At 71.6% G+C, this 13,817-nt stretch carries 12 protein-coding genes and 1 tRNA gene; 7 read left to right on the forward strand and 6 right to left on the reverse strand.

Going from position 1 to position 13,817, the window contains the following annotated elements:
- The first annotated feature begins 51 nt into the window (after positions 1-51).
- A complete protein-coding gene (locus STSP_RS23150) occupies positions 52-969 on the forward strand; it encodes a TrmH family RNA methyltransferase (protein WP_067281393.1) in 918 nt (305 codons plus the stop codon).
- 6 nt (positions 970-975) lie between these two features.
- Here the strand turns inward: STSP_RS23150 and STSP_RS23155 are convergent, their stop codons facing one another.
- From STSP_RS23155 to STSP_RS23165, 3 genes are read right to left on the reverse strand one after another with little or no spacing between them, the layout of a single operon-like run.
- Positions 976-3,042, reverse strand: a complete 2,067-nt coding sequence (locus tag STSP_RS23155) for an iron ABC transporter permease (protein WP_067281396.1) — start codon at positions 3,040-3,042, stop codon at positions 976-978.
- Between the two features lie 4 nt (positions 3,043-3,046).
- Positions 3,047-4,036, reverse strand: a complete 990-nt coding sequence (locus tag STSP_RS23160) for an iron-siderophore ABC transporter substrate-binding protein (protein WP_067281403.1) — start codon at positions 4,034-4,036, stop codon at positions 3,047-3,049.
- Positions 4,033-4,893 (reverse strand): ABC transporter ATP-binding protein, encoded by an 861-nt coding sequence (locus tag STSP_RS23165; RefSeq protein ID WP_067281411.1) that lies wholly within the window; start codon positions 4,891-4,893, stop codon positions 4,033-4,035. The genes STSP_RS23160 and STSP_RS23165 overlap by 4 nt, the downstream gene beginning before the upstream one ends.
- Positions 4,894-5,233: 340 nt before the next feature.
- On the opposite strand from STSP_RS23165, the gene STSP_RS23170 reads away from it, so the two are divergent.
- A complete protein-coding gene (locus STSP_RS23170; RefSeq protein ID WP_067281421.1) occupies positions 5,234-7,021 on the forward strand; it encodes an ABC transporter ATP-binding protein in 1,788 nt (595 codons plus the stop codon).
- 77 nt (positions 7,022-7,098) lie between these two features.
- The gene (locus STSP_RS23175; RefSeq protein WP_067281424.1) at positions 7,099-8,799 is read left to right on the forward strand and encodes an ABC transporter ATP-binding protein; all 1,701 of its coding nucleotides are present in this window, start codon (positions 7,099-7,101) and stop codon (positions 8,797-8,799) included.
- A 101-nt stretch (positions 8,800-8,900) separates the two neighbouring features.
- Here STSP_RS23175 and STSP_RS23180 read toward each other — a convergent pair whose 3' ends face one another.
- Both STSP_RS23180 and STSP_RS23185 read right to left on the reverse strand, forming a co-directional pair.
- Positions 8,901-9,662, reverse strand: coding sequence for an ABC transporter permease (locus STSP_RS23180; protein WP_067281435.1), 762 nt, complete (start codon positions 9,660-9,662; stop codon positions 8,901-8,903).
- Between the two features lie 19 nt (positions 9,663-9,681).
- Complete coding sequence (locus STSP_RS23185; RefSeq protein WP_067281448.1) at positions 9,682-11,064, reverse strand: serine/threonine-protein kinase; 1,383 nt, start codon at positions 11,062-11,064, stop codon at positions 9,682-9,684.
- A 196-nt stretch (positions 11,065-11,260) separates the two neighbouring features.
- Here STSP_RS23185 and STSP_RS23190 point away from each other — a divergent pair, with 196 nt between their 5' ends.
- The 4 genes from STSP_RS23190 to STSP_RS23205 all read left to right on the forward strand — a co-directional run bounded on the left by STSP_RS23190 (position 11,261) and on the right by STSP_RS23205 (position 13,590).
- The gene (locus tag STSP_RS23190) at positions 11,261-11,527 is read left to right on the forward strand and encodes a hypothetical protein (RefSeq protein WP_067281450.1); all 267 of its coding nucleotides are present in this window, start codon (positions 11,261-11,263) and stop codon (positions 11,525-11,527) included.
- A gap of 222 nt (positions 11,528-11,749) precedes the next feature.
- Entirely contained in the window at positions 11,750-11,959 is a 210-nt protein-coding gene (locus STSP_RS23195) for a hypothetical protein (protein WP_067281456.1), read from the forward strand.
- A gap of 251 nt (positions 11,960-12,210) precedes the next feature.
- On the forward strand, positions 12,211-13,224 hold the full coding sequence (locus tag STSP_RS23200) for a phosphotransferase (RefSeq protein ID WP_067281513.1): 1,014 nt from the start codon (positions 12,211-12,213) through the stop codon (positions 13,222-13,224).
- A 78-nt stretch (positions 13,225-13,302) separates the two neighbouring features.
- Positions 13,303-13,590 carry a TFIIB-type zinc ribbon-containing protein gene (locus tag STSP_RS23205; protein ID WP_078067427.1) on the forward strand — a complete coding sequence of 96 codons (288 nt, stop codon included), beginning with the start codon at positions 13,303-13,305 and terminating at the stop codon, positions 13,588-13,590.
- A 66-nt stretch (positions 13,591-13,656) separates the two neighbouring features.
- Here STSP_RS23205 and STSP_RS23210 read toward each other — a convergent pair.
- Positions 13,657-13,728 (reverse strand) — tRNA-Val (locus STSP_RS23210).
- Between the last annotated feature and the right edge of the window lie 89 nt (positions 13,729-13,817).

Raw genomic sequence — 13,817 nt, forward strand, 5'->3', positions numbered from 1 at the left:
AGTCGTTCCGAGCCGTTGGCACCACACCCAGGACAAGGCAGTATCACCCCTGTGGCCGATCTCATCACCGTTGAGGACCCCGCCGATCCGCGCCTGCGCGACTACACGGGCCTGACCGACGTCGAGCTGCGCCGTAAGCGCGAGCCCGCCGAGGGCCTGTTCATCGCCGAGGGCGAGAAGGTCATCCGGCGCGCCAGGCACGCGGGGTACGAGATGCGCTCGATGCTGCTGTCCTCGAAGTGGGTCGACGTCATGCGCGACGTCATCGACGAGGTACCGGCGCCGGTCTATGCGGTCAGCCCGGACCTCGCCGAGCAGGTCACCGGCTACCACGTGCACCGCGGCGCGCTCGCCTCGATGCAGCGCAAGCCGCTGCCGACGGCCGGGGAGCTCCTGCAGACGGCTCGCCGCGCCGTCGTCATGGACTTGGTCGACGACCACAGCGACATCGGCGCGATGGCGCCTTCGGGTCGCCAGTCAGACCGTGCGGTTCAAACAGAGCGTACGGTTCGGCGCGTCGCCGTGTTCGAAGACATCGTCGATCACGCCAACATGGGGGCTGCCTTCAGGAACGCCGCAGCCCTCGGCATCGACGCGGTCCTCCTCACCCCACGCTGTGCCGATCCCCTCTACCGCAGGTCCGTGAAGGTCTCGATGGGGGCCGTCTTCCAGGTGCCATGGACGCGCCTGGAGTCCTGGCCGAAGGACGCCGAGTTCCTGCGGTCCGCGGGCTTCACGGTCGCCGCGCTCTGCCTGAGTGACCGGGCGATCACCCTCGACGAGCTGGCCGCGCGGGACTACGAGAAGCTGGCCCTGGTCTTCGGCACGGAAGGCGACGGCCTCACCCCCGAGGCCCTCGCCGCGGCCGACGAACACGTCCGCATCCCGATGGACGCCGGCGTCGACTCCCTCAACGTGGCAGCCGCCTCGGCCGTGGCTTTCTACACCACCCGCCCGAGGCACGCCTGAACCCGCCTACCGGCGGCCGCGCATGAGCAGATGGAGGAAGTACGGCGTGCCGATCACCGCGGTCATCAGTCCAGCGCCCAGCTGAGCCGGCGCGATCACGGTTCGGCCTATCAGGTCCGCGGTGCAGACGAGCACGGCGCCCAGGAGCACCGAGACCGGGACCACCCGGGCGTGCTGGCGGCCCACCAGGGCACGGGCCGCGTGCGGTGCCACGAGTCCCACGAAGCCGATCGTGCCCGCGGCGGCCACGGCGGTGGCGCTCAGCAGGACGCTCAGTACGAGGAAGCCGAGGCGCCCCCGTGCCAGATCGAGGCCCAGGAGCCTCGGGGTGTCCTCGTCGAGCGACACGAGGTCGAGCTCGGTGCGCCGCAGCACCGCGATGAGCACGCCCACGGTGAGCACGGCCGCGAGCGGTACCACGTCCGGCAGGGTTCGCCCGTAAGTGGAGCCCGACAGCCAGGTGAGGGCCTTCGTCGCGTTGAACGGGTCGGTGAGGACGATAAGGAGGCTGATCAGTGCGGCGGTCCCGGTAGCGACGCCGAACCCGACGAGGACGAGCCGGTTCTGCTGGAACCCGCCTCGCGCGGCGAGCCCGAAGACGACGACGGAACTGAGCGCGGCGCCCGCGAACGCGGCACCGGCCACGCTCCATGATCCGGCCACGGGCGCCGTCGTGACGAGCAGCACGGCGCCGAGCGCGGCTCCGCCGGAGACGCCCAGGACACCGGGTTCCGCGAGTGGGTTGCGGGTCACGGCCTGGACGAGTGTTCCGGCCAGGGCGAGGGCCGCGCCCGCGAGGAGTGCGGCGAGGACCCGGGGCACCCTGGTGTCGAGGACGAAGGCGACGGTGCGGCCTGCCCTGCCCTGGGCCCAGTTCACCACGTCGCCCAGCAGCAGCTTGCTGTCGCCCAGCAGGACGGCGGCGATCACCACGCCGACGAGTACGGCCACCAGGACGGTCGTGGTGGTGAGGAAGACGGCCCTGCTCCTGATGCGCAGCCGTTCGGATGCGGCGGCTCCCGCGCTGTCCCGGACCCGTGTGGCCATCACGATCAGGAACACCGCGCCGACGAGGCTGGTCGCAACGCCCGTCGGTACGGCGACCGCTAGGTCCGCCGGCACGATCGCGCGCAGGAGCACGTCCGAGCCGAGAACCAGCACGGCACCGGCCAGGCCCGCGACCGGAAGGCCCGCACGCGCCCGGGTGAAGGGGCGGATTCTGCGGGCGAGGGGACGCACGAGGGCGGGGGCGCACAGTCCGACGAAGCCGATCGGACCGGCGAGTGTGACGGCCGACGCGGACAGCAGCGCCGCGAGGACGACACCCGTGATCCGGGTGGCACGGACCGGGACGCCGAGGCCCCGGGCTGCGTCGTCGCCGAGGGCCAGGGCGTCGACCCGCCGGGCGACGAGGAGCAGCCCGGCGAGACCGGCGACACCGATCGGCGCCATCTGCAGCACGCCGTCGAATCCGTTCTGGGAGATGCTGCCCTGGTTCCACTGGTAGAGGCCCTCGGTCTGCTGGGGGAACAGCAGGAGCAGCCCCTCGGTGACGGCGGTGAGGCCGAGGGTGAGGGCACTGCCGGCGAGGACGAGCCGGACGGTGCCCGAGCCCAGGCCGGACAGGCCGAGTACGACGGCTGCCGCGGCGAGGCCGCCGGCGAACGCGATGCCGGAGGAGGCGAACAGCGGGAGCGAGACACCGGTGACCGTGGCCAGCCCGAGGGCCAGGTAGGAGCCGGCGTTCACCGCGAGGGTGTCGGGCGAGGCGAGTACGTTGCGGCTGACGGCCTGCAGGGCGGCGCCCGCCATGCCGAGTACGGCCCCGACGAGCAGCCCCGCGGTCGCCCTCGGCAGGCGGGAGGCGATGACGACGGACGCGTCGGCGGGGTCGGCCTGGCCGGTGAGCGCCTTCCAGACCTCCCCGGCGCCGACGGCGGCCGTGCCCTGCGTGATGTCCACGACCGCGAGGGCCGCGACCAGCAGGGCCAGGGCGGCCGTCACCGCGGCCGCGCCCGTCCGGGACGTGGCCGCCGACGGACGGGTGGCGGCAGGTGTCGCGGTGACGGCCATGGTGCTACTTCGTCAGCTCGCCGACGAGGGCGTCGATGTAGGCCCCCATCGACTCGGGGCCGCCGAACATCCAGATGCCGTCGGGCAGCCGGTGGACGTTGCCCTTCTTCACGAACGGCAGCGACGTCCACACCTTGTCATCGGCCAGGGCGCCGTTGGCGGTGAACGGCGTGCTGCTCTTGTCGCCGTCGTTGGCGATGTAGGCGAACTGCACGTCGTCGCCCAGCTTGGTGAGCCCCTCGACGTCGGTGGTGCCGAGCCCGTAGTCCTTGTCGCCCTTGACCGTCCAGGCGTTCTTCAGGCCGAGCTGCTCATTGACCGCGCCGATGAGCGAGCCGCTGGTGAAGGGCCGGATCGAGACCTGGTTGGAGATGTCGTAGCCGTCGGCGAAGGCGAGTTCCGCGCCGTCGAGACCGGCGTCCACGAGGGCCTTCTTGCCCTCGGCGACCTTCGCGTCGAAGTCCTTCTTGATCTTCTCGGCCTGCTCGGTGGTGCCGGTGGCCTGGGCGAGGAGGTCGAGGTTCTTCGTCATCTGCCCGATCGGGTCAGAGGCGTTGGCGGACTGCACCTCCACGACCGGGGCGACCGCGCGCAACTGCTTCACGGCAGCCGGCGGCAGGTCGGTGCTGGCGACGATGAGGTCCGGCGACAGGGCGGCGATGGTGTCCATGCTGGGCTCGCCGCGGGTGCCGATGTCCTTGGGCTCGTTCTTCAGCGGGACCACGGTGTCCCAGGTCTTGTAGCCCTTGACGTCGGCGACGCCGACCGGGTCGACACCCAGCGATATCAGGAGCTCGACTTCGTGCCACTCGGTTCCGACGACCTTCTTGGCCGGCCCGTCGAGTTCCACCTTCGTGCCGGAGGCGTCGGTGAGGGTGATGGGCTCGGCGCTCTGCTTCGCGTCGGCGTCGGCGGCGGGCTCGGTCGTCCCGCACGCGGTCAGGGTGAGGGCCGCGGCGGTGGCGACCGCCGCGGTCGCAAGGAGGCGTCTCATGAGGTGATGCTGAGCCTTTCGCTTCGGGTGTGGTGTCGGCCGATCGCGCGGGTGCGCAGCCGGCCCGTGACGGGGTCTGTGTCGACCTCGACGCGGATGCCGTACGTGTCGGTCAGCCGTTGCGGTGTCAGCACGTCCTCGGGGAGGCCGTCGGCGATGATCCGTCCTGTGTGGAGCAGCACGATCCGGTCGGCGACGGCCGCGGCCTGGTCGAGGTCGTGCAGGACGGCACCGACAGCGATGCCGTGTTCGTCCGCCAGGTCGCGGATGAGGTCCAGGAGTTCGATCTGGTACCGCAGATCGAGGTAGGTCGTCGGCTCGTCGAGGAGCAGCACGCCGGTCTCCTGCGCCAGGCAGCCGGCCAGCCAGACGCGCTGGAGTTGTCCTCCGGACAGGTGCTCGACGCCGCGCTCGGCGAGTTCCGCGACGCCCGTCATGGCGAGCGCGCGGTCCACCGCCACCCGGCCGTCCGGATCCGCCTTGCCCCAGCGGCCCCGGTACGGGTAGCGGCCGAACTCGACGACGTCCCGTACGGTCAGCCCGCTGGGGGTGGGACGCCCCTGGGTCAACATGGCGACATGGCGCGAGAACTCACGGGCGGTCAGGGCAAGGCCGTCGATGTCGGTGTCGATCGCGAGCGTGGCGGACCGGGGCCGCTGCAGCCGCGCGATCGTCCGCAGCAGCGTCGACTTCCCACTGCCGTTCGGACCCACCAGGACGGTCACTTCGCCGGGCCGCAGCGTCAACGACGCGTCGTGGACGACATCGACGCCGTCGTACGCCACGGTCACACCCGTGGCCGACAGTTCATGGCCACGGGGACGCCTGGCCGCGGAGGTCCCTTTACCGACATTCACGCCGCGAAGGTTAGCCTAACCTTACAGTTGACTGGAAGGTGTCGGATCGAACGCAAGGCCAAATATCGCCAGACTTCGGGAATGGTCGGGATCGAGCTAGCTGCCCGGTGCAGCGACGGGTCGATGGTGGACAGCGGTTCCACCGCCCTGCTGCTCAAGGAGCTGAAGAGGAAGTCGACTTGGCGGCGGCTGGGCGACGTCGAGGCGGGCAGACACCATCTGCTCCGGGGACCTTGGCCGCAGGTGTCGACTCTGGAATCGTACAGATGTCGCCATCCCACCCGACCGAAGGATCAAGGGCGAGGCGCGTCAGACGGAGCAGGTCACCAGACGGAGAGTTGTGAGCACCACCGACACGCGCGTCGCCCCGGCAACCCTGCGCACGGCGACCGGACGCGAGGCCACCCGATGGGTCGCGGCACACTGCCGGGACGTGCCATGGCTGACGGCCGCCACCGTGCTCACCACGGTGGCCGGGGCGGCGCTCCAGGTGCTCCCGGTGCTGCTGCTCGGCTGGGTGGTCGACGGGGTCGTCGAGGGCGCATCGCGCTCGATCCTCGTCACCATCGGGGTGTTGATGGGGGCCGCCGCGCTGCTCGGCGCGGCGGCCACCGCGGTGTCGACCTACCTGATAGGGCGGCTGGGCGCGGATCTGCTCGCGCGGCTGCGGGAAGGCGCCGTACGGGCGGTGCTGGGGATGCCGAGCGCACGGATCGAGCAGGTCGGCCGGGGCGACGTGCTGTCCCGGGTCGGTGACGACGTGGCCGTCATCTCCAAGGGCATACGAACGGCCATCCCCACGGTGTTCTCGGCAGGAGTGCTGGTCGTCATCGCCACGTTCGGCATGTTCGGACTGGACTGGCGGCTCGGCCTGGCGGGCGCCGGCGCCCTGCCCGCATACGCGCTGGCCCTGCGCTGGTATCTCCCCCGGTCCGCCCCGCTCTACCGGAAGCAGCGGGCGGCCCAGGCCGACCGTGCACAGGCGTTGATCAGCGGTCTGAACGGGATCGACACGGTCCGGGCGTACCGCCTGGAGGACGCCTTCCGCGAGAAGGTCACCAGCGAGTCGTGGCGGGTGCGCGATCTCGGCATCGAGGTGTTCCGGTTCTTCGGCCGGTTCGTCGGCAGGGAGAACCGCGCCGAGTTCATCGGGCTGGTCCTGATCATCGTGGTGGGATACGCCCTGTTGGAGGCCGATGCCGCCAGCCTGGGCGAGGTGTCGGCGGCCCCGCTGCTGTTCCACCGGCTGTTCACCCCGCTGGGCGCCATCATGTTCACCTTCGACGAGGCGCAGAAGTCGGGCGCGAGCCTGACCCGGCTGGTCGGGGTGCTGGGGGAGGCCGCGGAGGACCGGCTGGTGGGCGACGCGTCCGTCGCGCCGGCGTCCGCCGCGCCGTTGCCGGTGACGGTGGAGGGTCTGACGTTCCGTTATCCCGCCACGGAGGAGCCGGTCCTGAAGGATGTCGACCTGACGATCCCGGCCGGCGGTTCGCTCGCGCTGGTGGGCGCGACGGGCGCGGGCAAGACGACCCTGGCCGCGCTGATCGCGGGCATCGGGACCCCGCAGGCCGGATCGGTGCGCGTCGGGTCGACCGACCTCGCCGGTCTGGACGAGGCCGGGGCGCGGGCCTTGGTCAGCATCCTGACGCAGGAGACGCACATGTTCTCCGGTCCGCTCGCCGACGACCTGCGGCTGGCGGCACCGGAGGCGACCGACGCCGAGCTGATGGACGCGTTGCGCACGGTCGGCGCCGACGGCTGGGTCGACGCGCTGCCCAATGGGCTGAACACCCTGGTCGGCGAGGGCGGCGAGCGCCTGGACGTCACCAAGGTCGCCCAGATCGCCCTGGCCCGGCTGGTGCTGGCCCGGTCGCCGGTGGTGGTGCTGGACGAGTCGACCGCGGAGGCGGGCAGCGAGGGCGCCGCCGAGCTGGAGCGAGCCGTGCTGGCCGCGTGCTCGGGCCGGACCACCTTGTTCGTGGCGCACCGGCTGACCCAGGCGATGGCGGCGGACCGGATCGCCGTGCTGGACGCGGGACGCGTTGTGGAGCAGGGAACCCACGAGGAGTTGGTGTCTCTGGGCGGCCGGTATGCGCGACTGTGGCGGGCCTGGAAAGAAGGCAGTTAGGTGACTCTGATTCAGATGTGGGGCCAGCCCTCATGCGATGGAAAGGGACGCTGAGTCGCCGATGACGAAACCGAGCCATGACAACTGCTGACACGCGGCGGTCCCGTCCGGGGTCCGACATCCTCCGGACCGCACTGCGCCGCAACATCGGCGCCATGGCCTGGGGCACCCTCCTCATGGGCCTGTACCAGGCGGGTGAGACCGCCTTTCCCATCGCGCTCGGCCTGATCGTCGAACACACGATGCGGGACCGAAGCCTCGGCTCCCTCGCCCTGTCGATCGCCGCCTTGGCCGTGATCATCACGACCGTGTCGCTGTCGTGGCGGTTCGGGATGCGCATCCTGCAGAAGGCCAACACGACCGAGGCGCACCGCTGGCGGGTGCGCGTAGCGGCCTGCGGACTTCAGCCGGTGGCCAGGGACGTCGACCTCAAGTCCGGCGAGGTGCTGACCATCGCCACCGAGGACGCCGACCAGACCGCCGACATCATCGAGGTGGTGCCGCTGCTGATCAGCTCGCTGGTCGCGGTGCTGGTCGCGGCGGTCGCGCTGGGCCTGGCCGACGTCCGGCTCGGCCTGCTGGTCATCGTCGGAACCGTCGCGATCCTGTCGATCCTGAGCGTGATGTCCAAGCGGATCGGCGCCAGTACCCGCGAACAGCAGGCCCGGGTGGCGCGGGCGGGCGCGAAGGTCGCCGACCTGATCACCGGCCTGCGCCCGCTGCACGGCTTCGGCGGCAACCACGCGGCGTTCCTGTCCTATCGGAAGGTCAGCACGGAGGCGAAGCACCAGGCGATCACCGTTGCCAGGGTGAACGGCGCGTACGCGGGCACCGCGCTGGCCCTCAACGCGATCCTTGCCGCCGCCGTGACCCTGACGGCGGGCTGGCTGGCGTTCGACGGCCGGATCACCATCGGGCAGCTCGTCATGGCCGTGGGACTGGCGCAGTTCATCATCGAACCGCTCAAGCTGTTCTCGGAGATGCCGAAGTACGTGATGATCGCGCGCGCGTCGGCCGAGCGGATGGCGCTGGTGCTGGCCGCGCCGCCGGTGACGACCCCGGGGGTGGAGCGCCCGGCCGCGGGCGGAGACCTCGAGATCGACTGCGTCCGGTACGGGTCCCTGCGCAAGCTCAAGTTCCAGGTGCCCGCCGGCGAGTTCGTGGCGATCGCCGCCTACCAGCCGCGCGCGGCGGCCGACCTCGCGACGATCCTGGCCGTGAACGTCCCACCCGACGCGTACGAGGGAGTGGTGCGGGTCAGTGGGCAGGAGCTCGCGGACCTGTCGATCGAGGCGGTCCGCGAGCACATGCTCGTGAACCCGTACGACGGGGAGATCTTCGCGGGCACCCTCCGCACGAACATCGACCCGTCGGGCACCAGCCGGATGGTCCCCGAGGCCGTCGAGGCGTCCATGCTGACCGACTTCGTTGCTCTCCACCGCGAAGGGCTCGACTACGGCGTCCGCGACCGCGGCGCCAACCTATCCGGTGGGCAGCGCCAACGGCTGTCTCTGGCCCGCGCCCTCGCCGCCGACACCGACATCCTCGTCCTGCACGACCCGACGACAGCCGTCGACGCGGTCACCGAACAGCTCATCGCGCGGGGCATCGCGAAGCTGCGCCGGGGCCGGACCACCCTCGTGATCACCAGCAGCCCGGCCCTCCTGGACGCCGCCGACCGCGTCCTCGTCCTGGACGACGGTGTCATCACCGCCGAGGGCACACACCGCAACCTCCTCGTCACCGACGAGGACTACCGCCTGGCCGTGGCCCGGTGACCTGCGGGCTGTAGGTAGTCGTTCCGCAGGGCGGTGGGGGCACCGCCCATGCCCTTAAGGCAATGGGGGAGGGGTGGGCACAGCCCACGAGCGGCCTCGGGTCAGGTGCCGCGCGGCGGCCTGCGGATCTTGTCGCGGGCCACTAGCTCCAGTACGACCGCGACCGCGACGGCCTCCACCGCCAGCAGGGCGACCAGGACGAACAGCTGGACCGCTCCGGCCAGCAGGGGTGAAGCGCCGCCGAGGAGCATGCCGATGAACGCGCCGGGCAGAGTGACCAGCCCGACCGTTCTCGTCTGGTCGAGTGCCGGGATCAGTGCCCCGGCGGCAGACGGCCGGGCGATCTCCAGCCGGGCTTCCCGGTCCAGGAGCCCGATGGACAAGGCGGCCTCGACCTCTCCGCGGCGCGTCTCCAGTTCCTCCAGCGCGCGCCGCCCGGCGAGCACCGTCGCGGTCAGCGCGCCCCCGATGAGGATGCCGGTGACGGGGATCAGAGCAATGCCCTTGACGGGGAGCAGCCCGATGGCCACGAGCAGCAGGACGACCGGGAACACGGCTGAGCCGATGGGTACGGCGGCCCACCACCAGGTGTGGTTGCTGGTGATGCGGCGGCCGGCCGTCCACGTCGCCACCGCGAACATCACGGCGAGGAAGCCGAAGAGCAGCGGGCGCGAGCCGAGCGCCCACCGGACGACAGCCGCGACCGCGGCCAGCTGCACGGTCGCCCGAAGCCCGGCGGTGACGATCGCGCGGCTGTGCCCGAGGCTGGCCAGCGCTGTCACCGCGGCTCCTGCGACGAGCAGCACCGCGAGCGCGATGGCCAGGGTCGGGTTCACCGGGAGCAGGGTGGAGGCCGACGTCATCACGACCCCAGGCACCCCATCAGCCCCGGACGCTGCTGCCTCCGGCATGCAAGAGCTGCGAGGCGCCCTGCGGGAAGAACTCGCCCGCGGCCCCAAGGCCGCGCGCAGGCCCCTGGCAGCCCTGCGCCGCGGCGATACCCAGTGCCACCAGCAGCGTCACGACCACGAACACGAAAAGCCGCTGCCGGAGCAGCCGCGGATTGGCCGGCCGACGGCCGGTCCCGGTCGTCCGGGGTGCCGGCCGCCCAGAACCACTGCGCGGCCCCGGTCGACTTCCCGGGCGCGCGGCGTTGCGGGACGGCATGGGCCTCGGCGGGGTGTTGCGAGCAGGAGTGCTGCGGGACGGCGTACTCCGGGATGCCGGAGTGTTGCGAGGCGAAGGAGTGTTCCGGGGCGAAGGAGTGTTCCGCGTCGAGGCGGGGCGCCCCCCGGAGCGCGGGCCGCCGTTGGAGCCCCGCGGCGGAGCACCCTGGACACCCCGCTCGGTGCGCTGCTCCGTGTAGGGCTCGGTGAGCCGGTCCGTCGGCCGGTCGCTCGCACCGCGCGGCGCCGGCGGCCGGGTGTCCGTAAGGCTCTGGGCCTCCCTGGCCGAGATCTCCTTGAGTCTCAGCGACAGCTGCAGCGTGCTGGGGCGCTCCTCCGGGTCCTTCGCGAGGCACGCCCGGACCAGCGGGGCCAGCGCATCGTGCACGCCGTCCAGCTGCGGCTCCTCGTGCACCACCCGGTACAGCATGACCTCGGAACTGCCGTGCCCGAAGGGCGAGTCGGCCATAGCCGCATACGCGAGGGTCGCACCCAGCGCGAAGACGTCCGTGGCGGGCGTGACGGCCGCACCCCGCACCTGCTCGGGCGCGAGGAAGCCGGGCGACCCCACCGCCGTACCGACGTGGGTGAGCGTGCTCGCGCCCGTCGCCCAGGCGATGCCGAAGTCGATGATCCGCGGCCCCTTGGGGGACAGCAGGATGTTGGAGGGCTTGAGGTCGCGGTGGACGACACCCGCTTCGTGCACGGCGACGAGCCCCTCCGAGAGGGCGGCGCCGATGGCGGCGACCTCGGCGGCCGTCAGCGGACCCTCCTCGGCGACCTTGTCGTGCAGCGAGGGCCCCGGAACGTACTGCGTGGCGAACCACGGCCTCTCCGCTTCGAGGTCGGCGGCGACGAGCCGCGCGGTGCAGCCGCCGCGGATGCGCCGTGCGGCCGACACCTCGCGTGCGAACCGTGAGCGGAACTCCTGGTCCTCGGCCAGATCAGGGCGGATCACCTTCAGGGCGACCCGCTGGCCGCGCCGGTCGGAACCGAGGTAGACCACACCCATCCCGCCGGCGCCGAGCCGCCTGTGCAGCCTGAACGAGCCGACGACACGCGGGTCCTCGCGCCTCAGGCGCATCATCGCCATGTCCATCCCCGCTGCCCGGTCCGTCTGACGAGCCACAGCTTACGTTTCCGCGGCCGACTGCGCGCACAGGCCGCGCCTTCACGGCCCGATCGATTGTCAGTGCCGGGTGGGAGACTTGAAGAGTGGCCAGGGGAAGGGGGATCCGGGCCGCTCGTCAGCGCCCGGGTGCCCAACCGTCCGTCGTCGAAGGGGGATTGGACCGGTGAAGGGTGATCGCGTGGAGATAGTCGTGGACGCAGGGGACACGACGCGTACATACGAGGTGGTGGCGAGCCGTGCCGGCCGCCGCGTGGAGACGGCCGTGCGCCGGGGCGTGGTCGAGGTGAGTGAGGTCACGCGAAATGGATCAGTGGTGCGTACGGCCCGATTCATGGCGAACCGGGTGCTCGCCCTGGTCGAGCAGCCCGTGCCGCGCGAGGACAATTCGGAGCAGACCGGGCGTTCCCTCCGGGAAGACCCGGAGTCCTAGGGCCGCGTCTCCACCCAGGGGAGTATGCGGCCGGGTACCGCTCATCCTGCGGGAGGCCCGCCAATCGGTACGAGGGCATGACGCACGGCATCGCCCGCGCGCCTAGATTTGAGGTCAAGCGGCGGGTGCAGCACTCGTCCCCCGAGGTCAAGCACCCGCCGCTTGCCAGGCTCGAAAGACAGTGACACAGCGGCTCACACAGATCAGGTCAGGGGAGAGACCATGGCGGACACGGCACCGCGGACCATGATCCGCAGGCACGGGCTCAAGGCGTACCTCGCCGGGTCCGGCGCCAGCCGGCCCGGCCGACGCCACCCGCTGGTGGCGACGGCCATGGTCCTTCCGCTGGCGACCCTCCTCGTGGTCGTCTTCGGCGGCTGGGAGGCGGTGGTCACACAGGCGTCGTCCGTGGGCGTGATGCTGGGGCGTTGAGAGGCGCCCCAGGCCCGGAAGAGCGGTCCGGGCGGGGACATCCGGCCATGAAACCCCGTGGGGACGGGGGTGCGGCGGACGGCACAGATGCCCGCGCAGCTGGGGAGCTGCGCGGGCACTCTTTTTTGCGCCTAAACCGGCGCCGCTCTCGCGGACCTGGTTGCTCGCCGCTGGGGTTCCTCAATTGATGGTTGCGGTGGTCCGGGGCCACGTGATTGCCGCTCGTCCAGCGCGCGGGGCTGCGTACGCTCATGCAGAGCAATCTGATCAACCCACACCCTGATCAGTCACACCAAGGGGACCCGTTGCCCGCAGACGTACTGCCCGCGCTGACCGTCAGGGCGCGAGCCGCGACACACCCGCCGAGCGCCGTCTGCACCTGCACAATCCGGGACACGGTGCTGGCCGACCGGCCCGACGGCACGGTCGTCCGCCACGGCGCCACCGTGGCCAAGGCCCACGCTCCGGGTACGGACACCGTCGAGCTCTCCCGGCGCCTGGCAGTGGCCGCGCACCCGGACCTGAGCGGCATCCTCCTGCCCCCGCTCAGCCCGGGCCCGACGCCGGTCGACCTGCACGGCCGCCTGGTCACCTGCTGGCCGTACGGCACCCCGGTGGACCCCGAGGCCCCGGAAGACGCCCCGTGGGAAGCGGCCGCCGCGCTCCTGGCCCGTCTCCACTCGACTCCGCCGTCCATGCTCCCGGCCGGGCTCCCCCCGATGCGGGGCCCGGCCAAGGCGGCCCGCGCGGTCGCGAGACTTCGGGCCGCCGGGCCGCATCCCGCTGCCGACCCGGTGCTCCGCGCCTGGTCCGTGCTGCCCGCCTGGGCCCGCGCCGAGGCCCCGATGCCTGGCTCCGGGGCCCTGTGCCACGGTGATCTGCATCTCGGCCAGCTCGTACGCCACCCGGCCCCCGAAGGGCCCTGGCTGCTCATCGACATCGATGACCTGGGACTGGGCGTTCCCGCCTGGGACCTCGCCCGCCCGGCCGCCTGGTACGCCTGTGGCCTCCTCCCGCCGGACGAGTGGACCCGCTTCCTGACCGCCTACCGTCGGGCAGGCGGCCCCGCGGTCCCCGCGGACGGCGACCCCTGGGCGGCGCTCGATGTCCCGGCTCGCGCGCTGACCGTACAGACCGCGGCCCTCGCCATAGCCAAGTCCGTGACCGCTGATCGCTCGCTCGACGAGGTGCAGCAGGCTGTCGTCGACGCCTGCGACCGAATGGCGGCCGTACCGCCCCAGTTGAAGCCGGACGACGCCAAGTAGGGTGCGATCGACCGAAGCCGGGCAGTGTTCCGGCGAAGCCGTACCGACCGGCGAGGAGTTGAGCCGACCATGCAGACCATGCACTGTCCGAAGTGCCATGCACCGATGCACACCTACAACCGCAACGGCGTCCAGATCGAGCAGTGCAGCGGTTGCCGCGGGATATTTCTGGACTACGGCGAGCTGGAGGCCCTGACCCGTCTCGAGTCCCAGTGGTCGCAGCCGGCTCCGCCGCCCCCGGCCGCTCCGCAGGCGTACCCGCCGGCCGCACCCGCCTGGGGCGCCCCGCACGGTGGCCACGGAGGCCACGGTCACTACGGGCACCGCCGTCACAAGAGCTTCGGCCACATGCTCTTCTCCTCCTGAGCCCAGGGCCGAGCCTCTGGAGGCACGACGAAGCCCCCGGTCACATGACCGGGGGCTTCGGGTGTGTGGACGATACTGGGATTGAACCAGTGACCTCTTCCGTGTCAGGGAAGCGCTCTCCCGCTGAGCTAATCGTCCGGGATCACGGCCGGGGCCGCGTGCACTGCGTGCGCGATACTGGGATTGAACCAGTGACCTCTTCCGTGTCAGGGAAGCGCTCTCCCGCT

The sequence above is a fragment of the Streptomyces jeddahensis genome (genome assembly GCF_001642995.1).
GTDB lineage: Bacteria > Actinomycetota > Actinomycetes > Streptomycetales > Streptomycetaceae > Streptomyces > Streptomyces jeddahensis.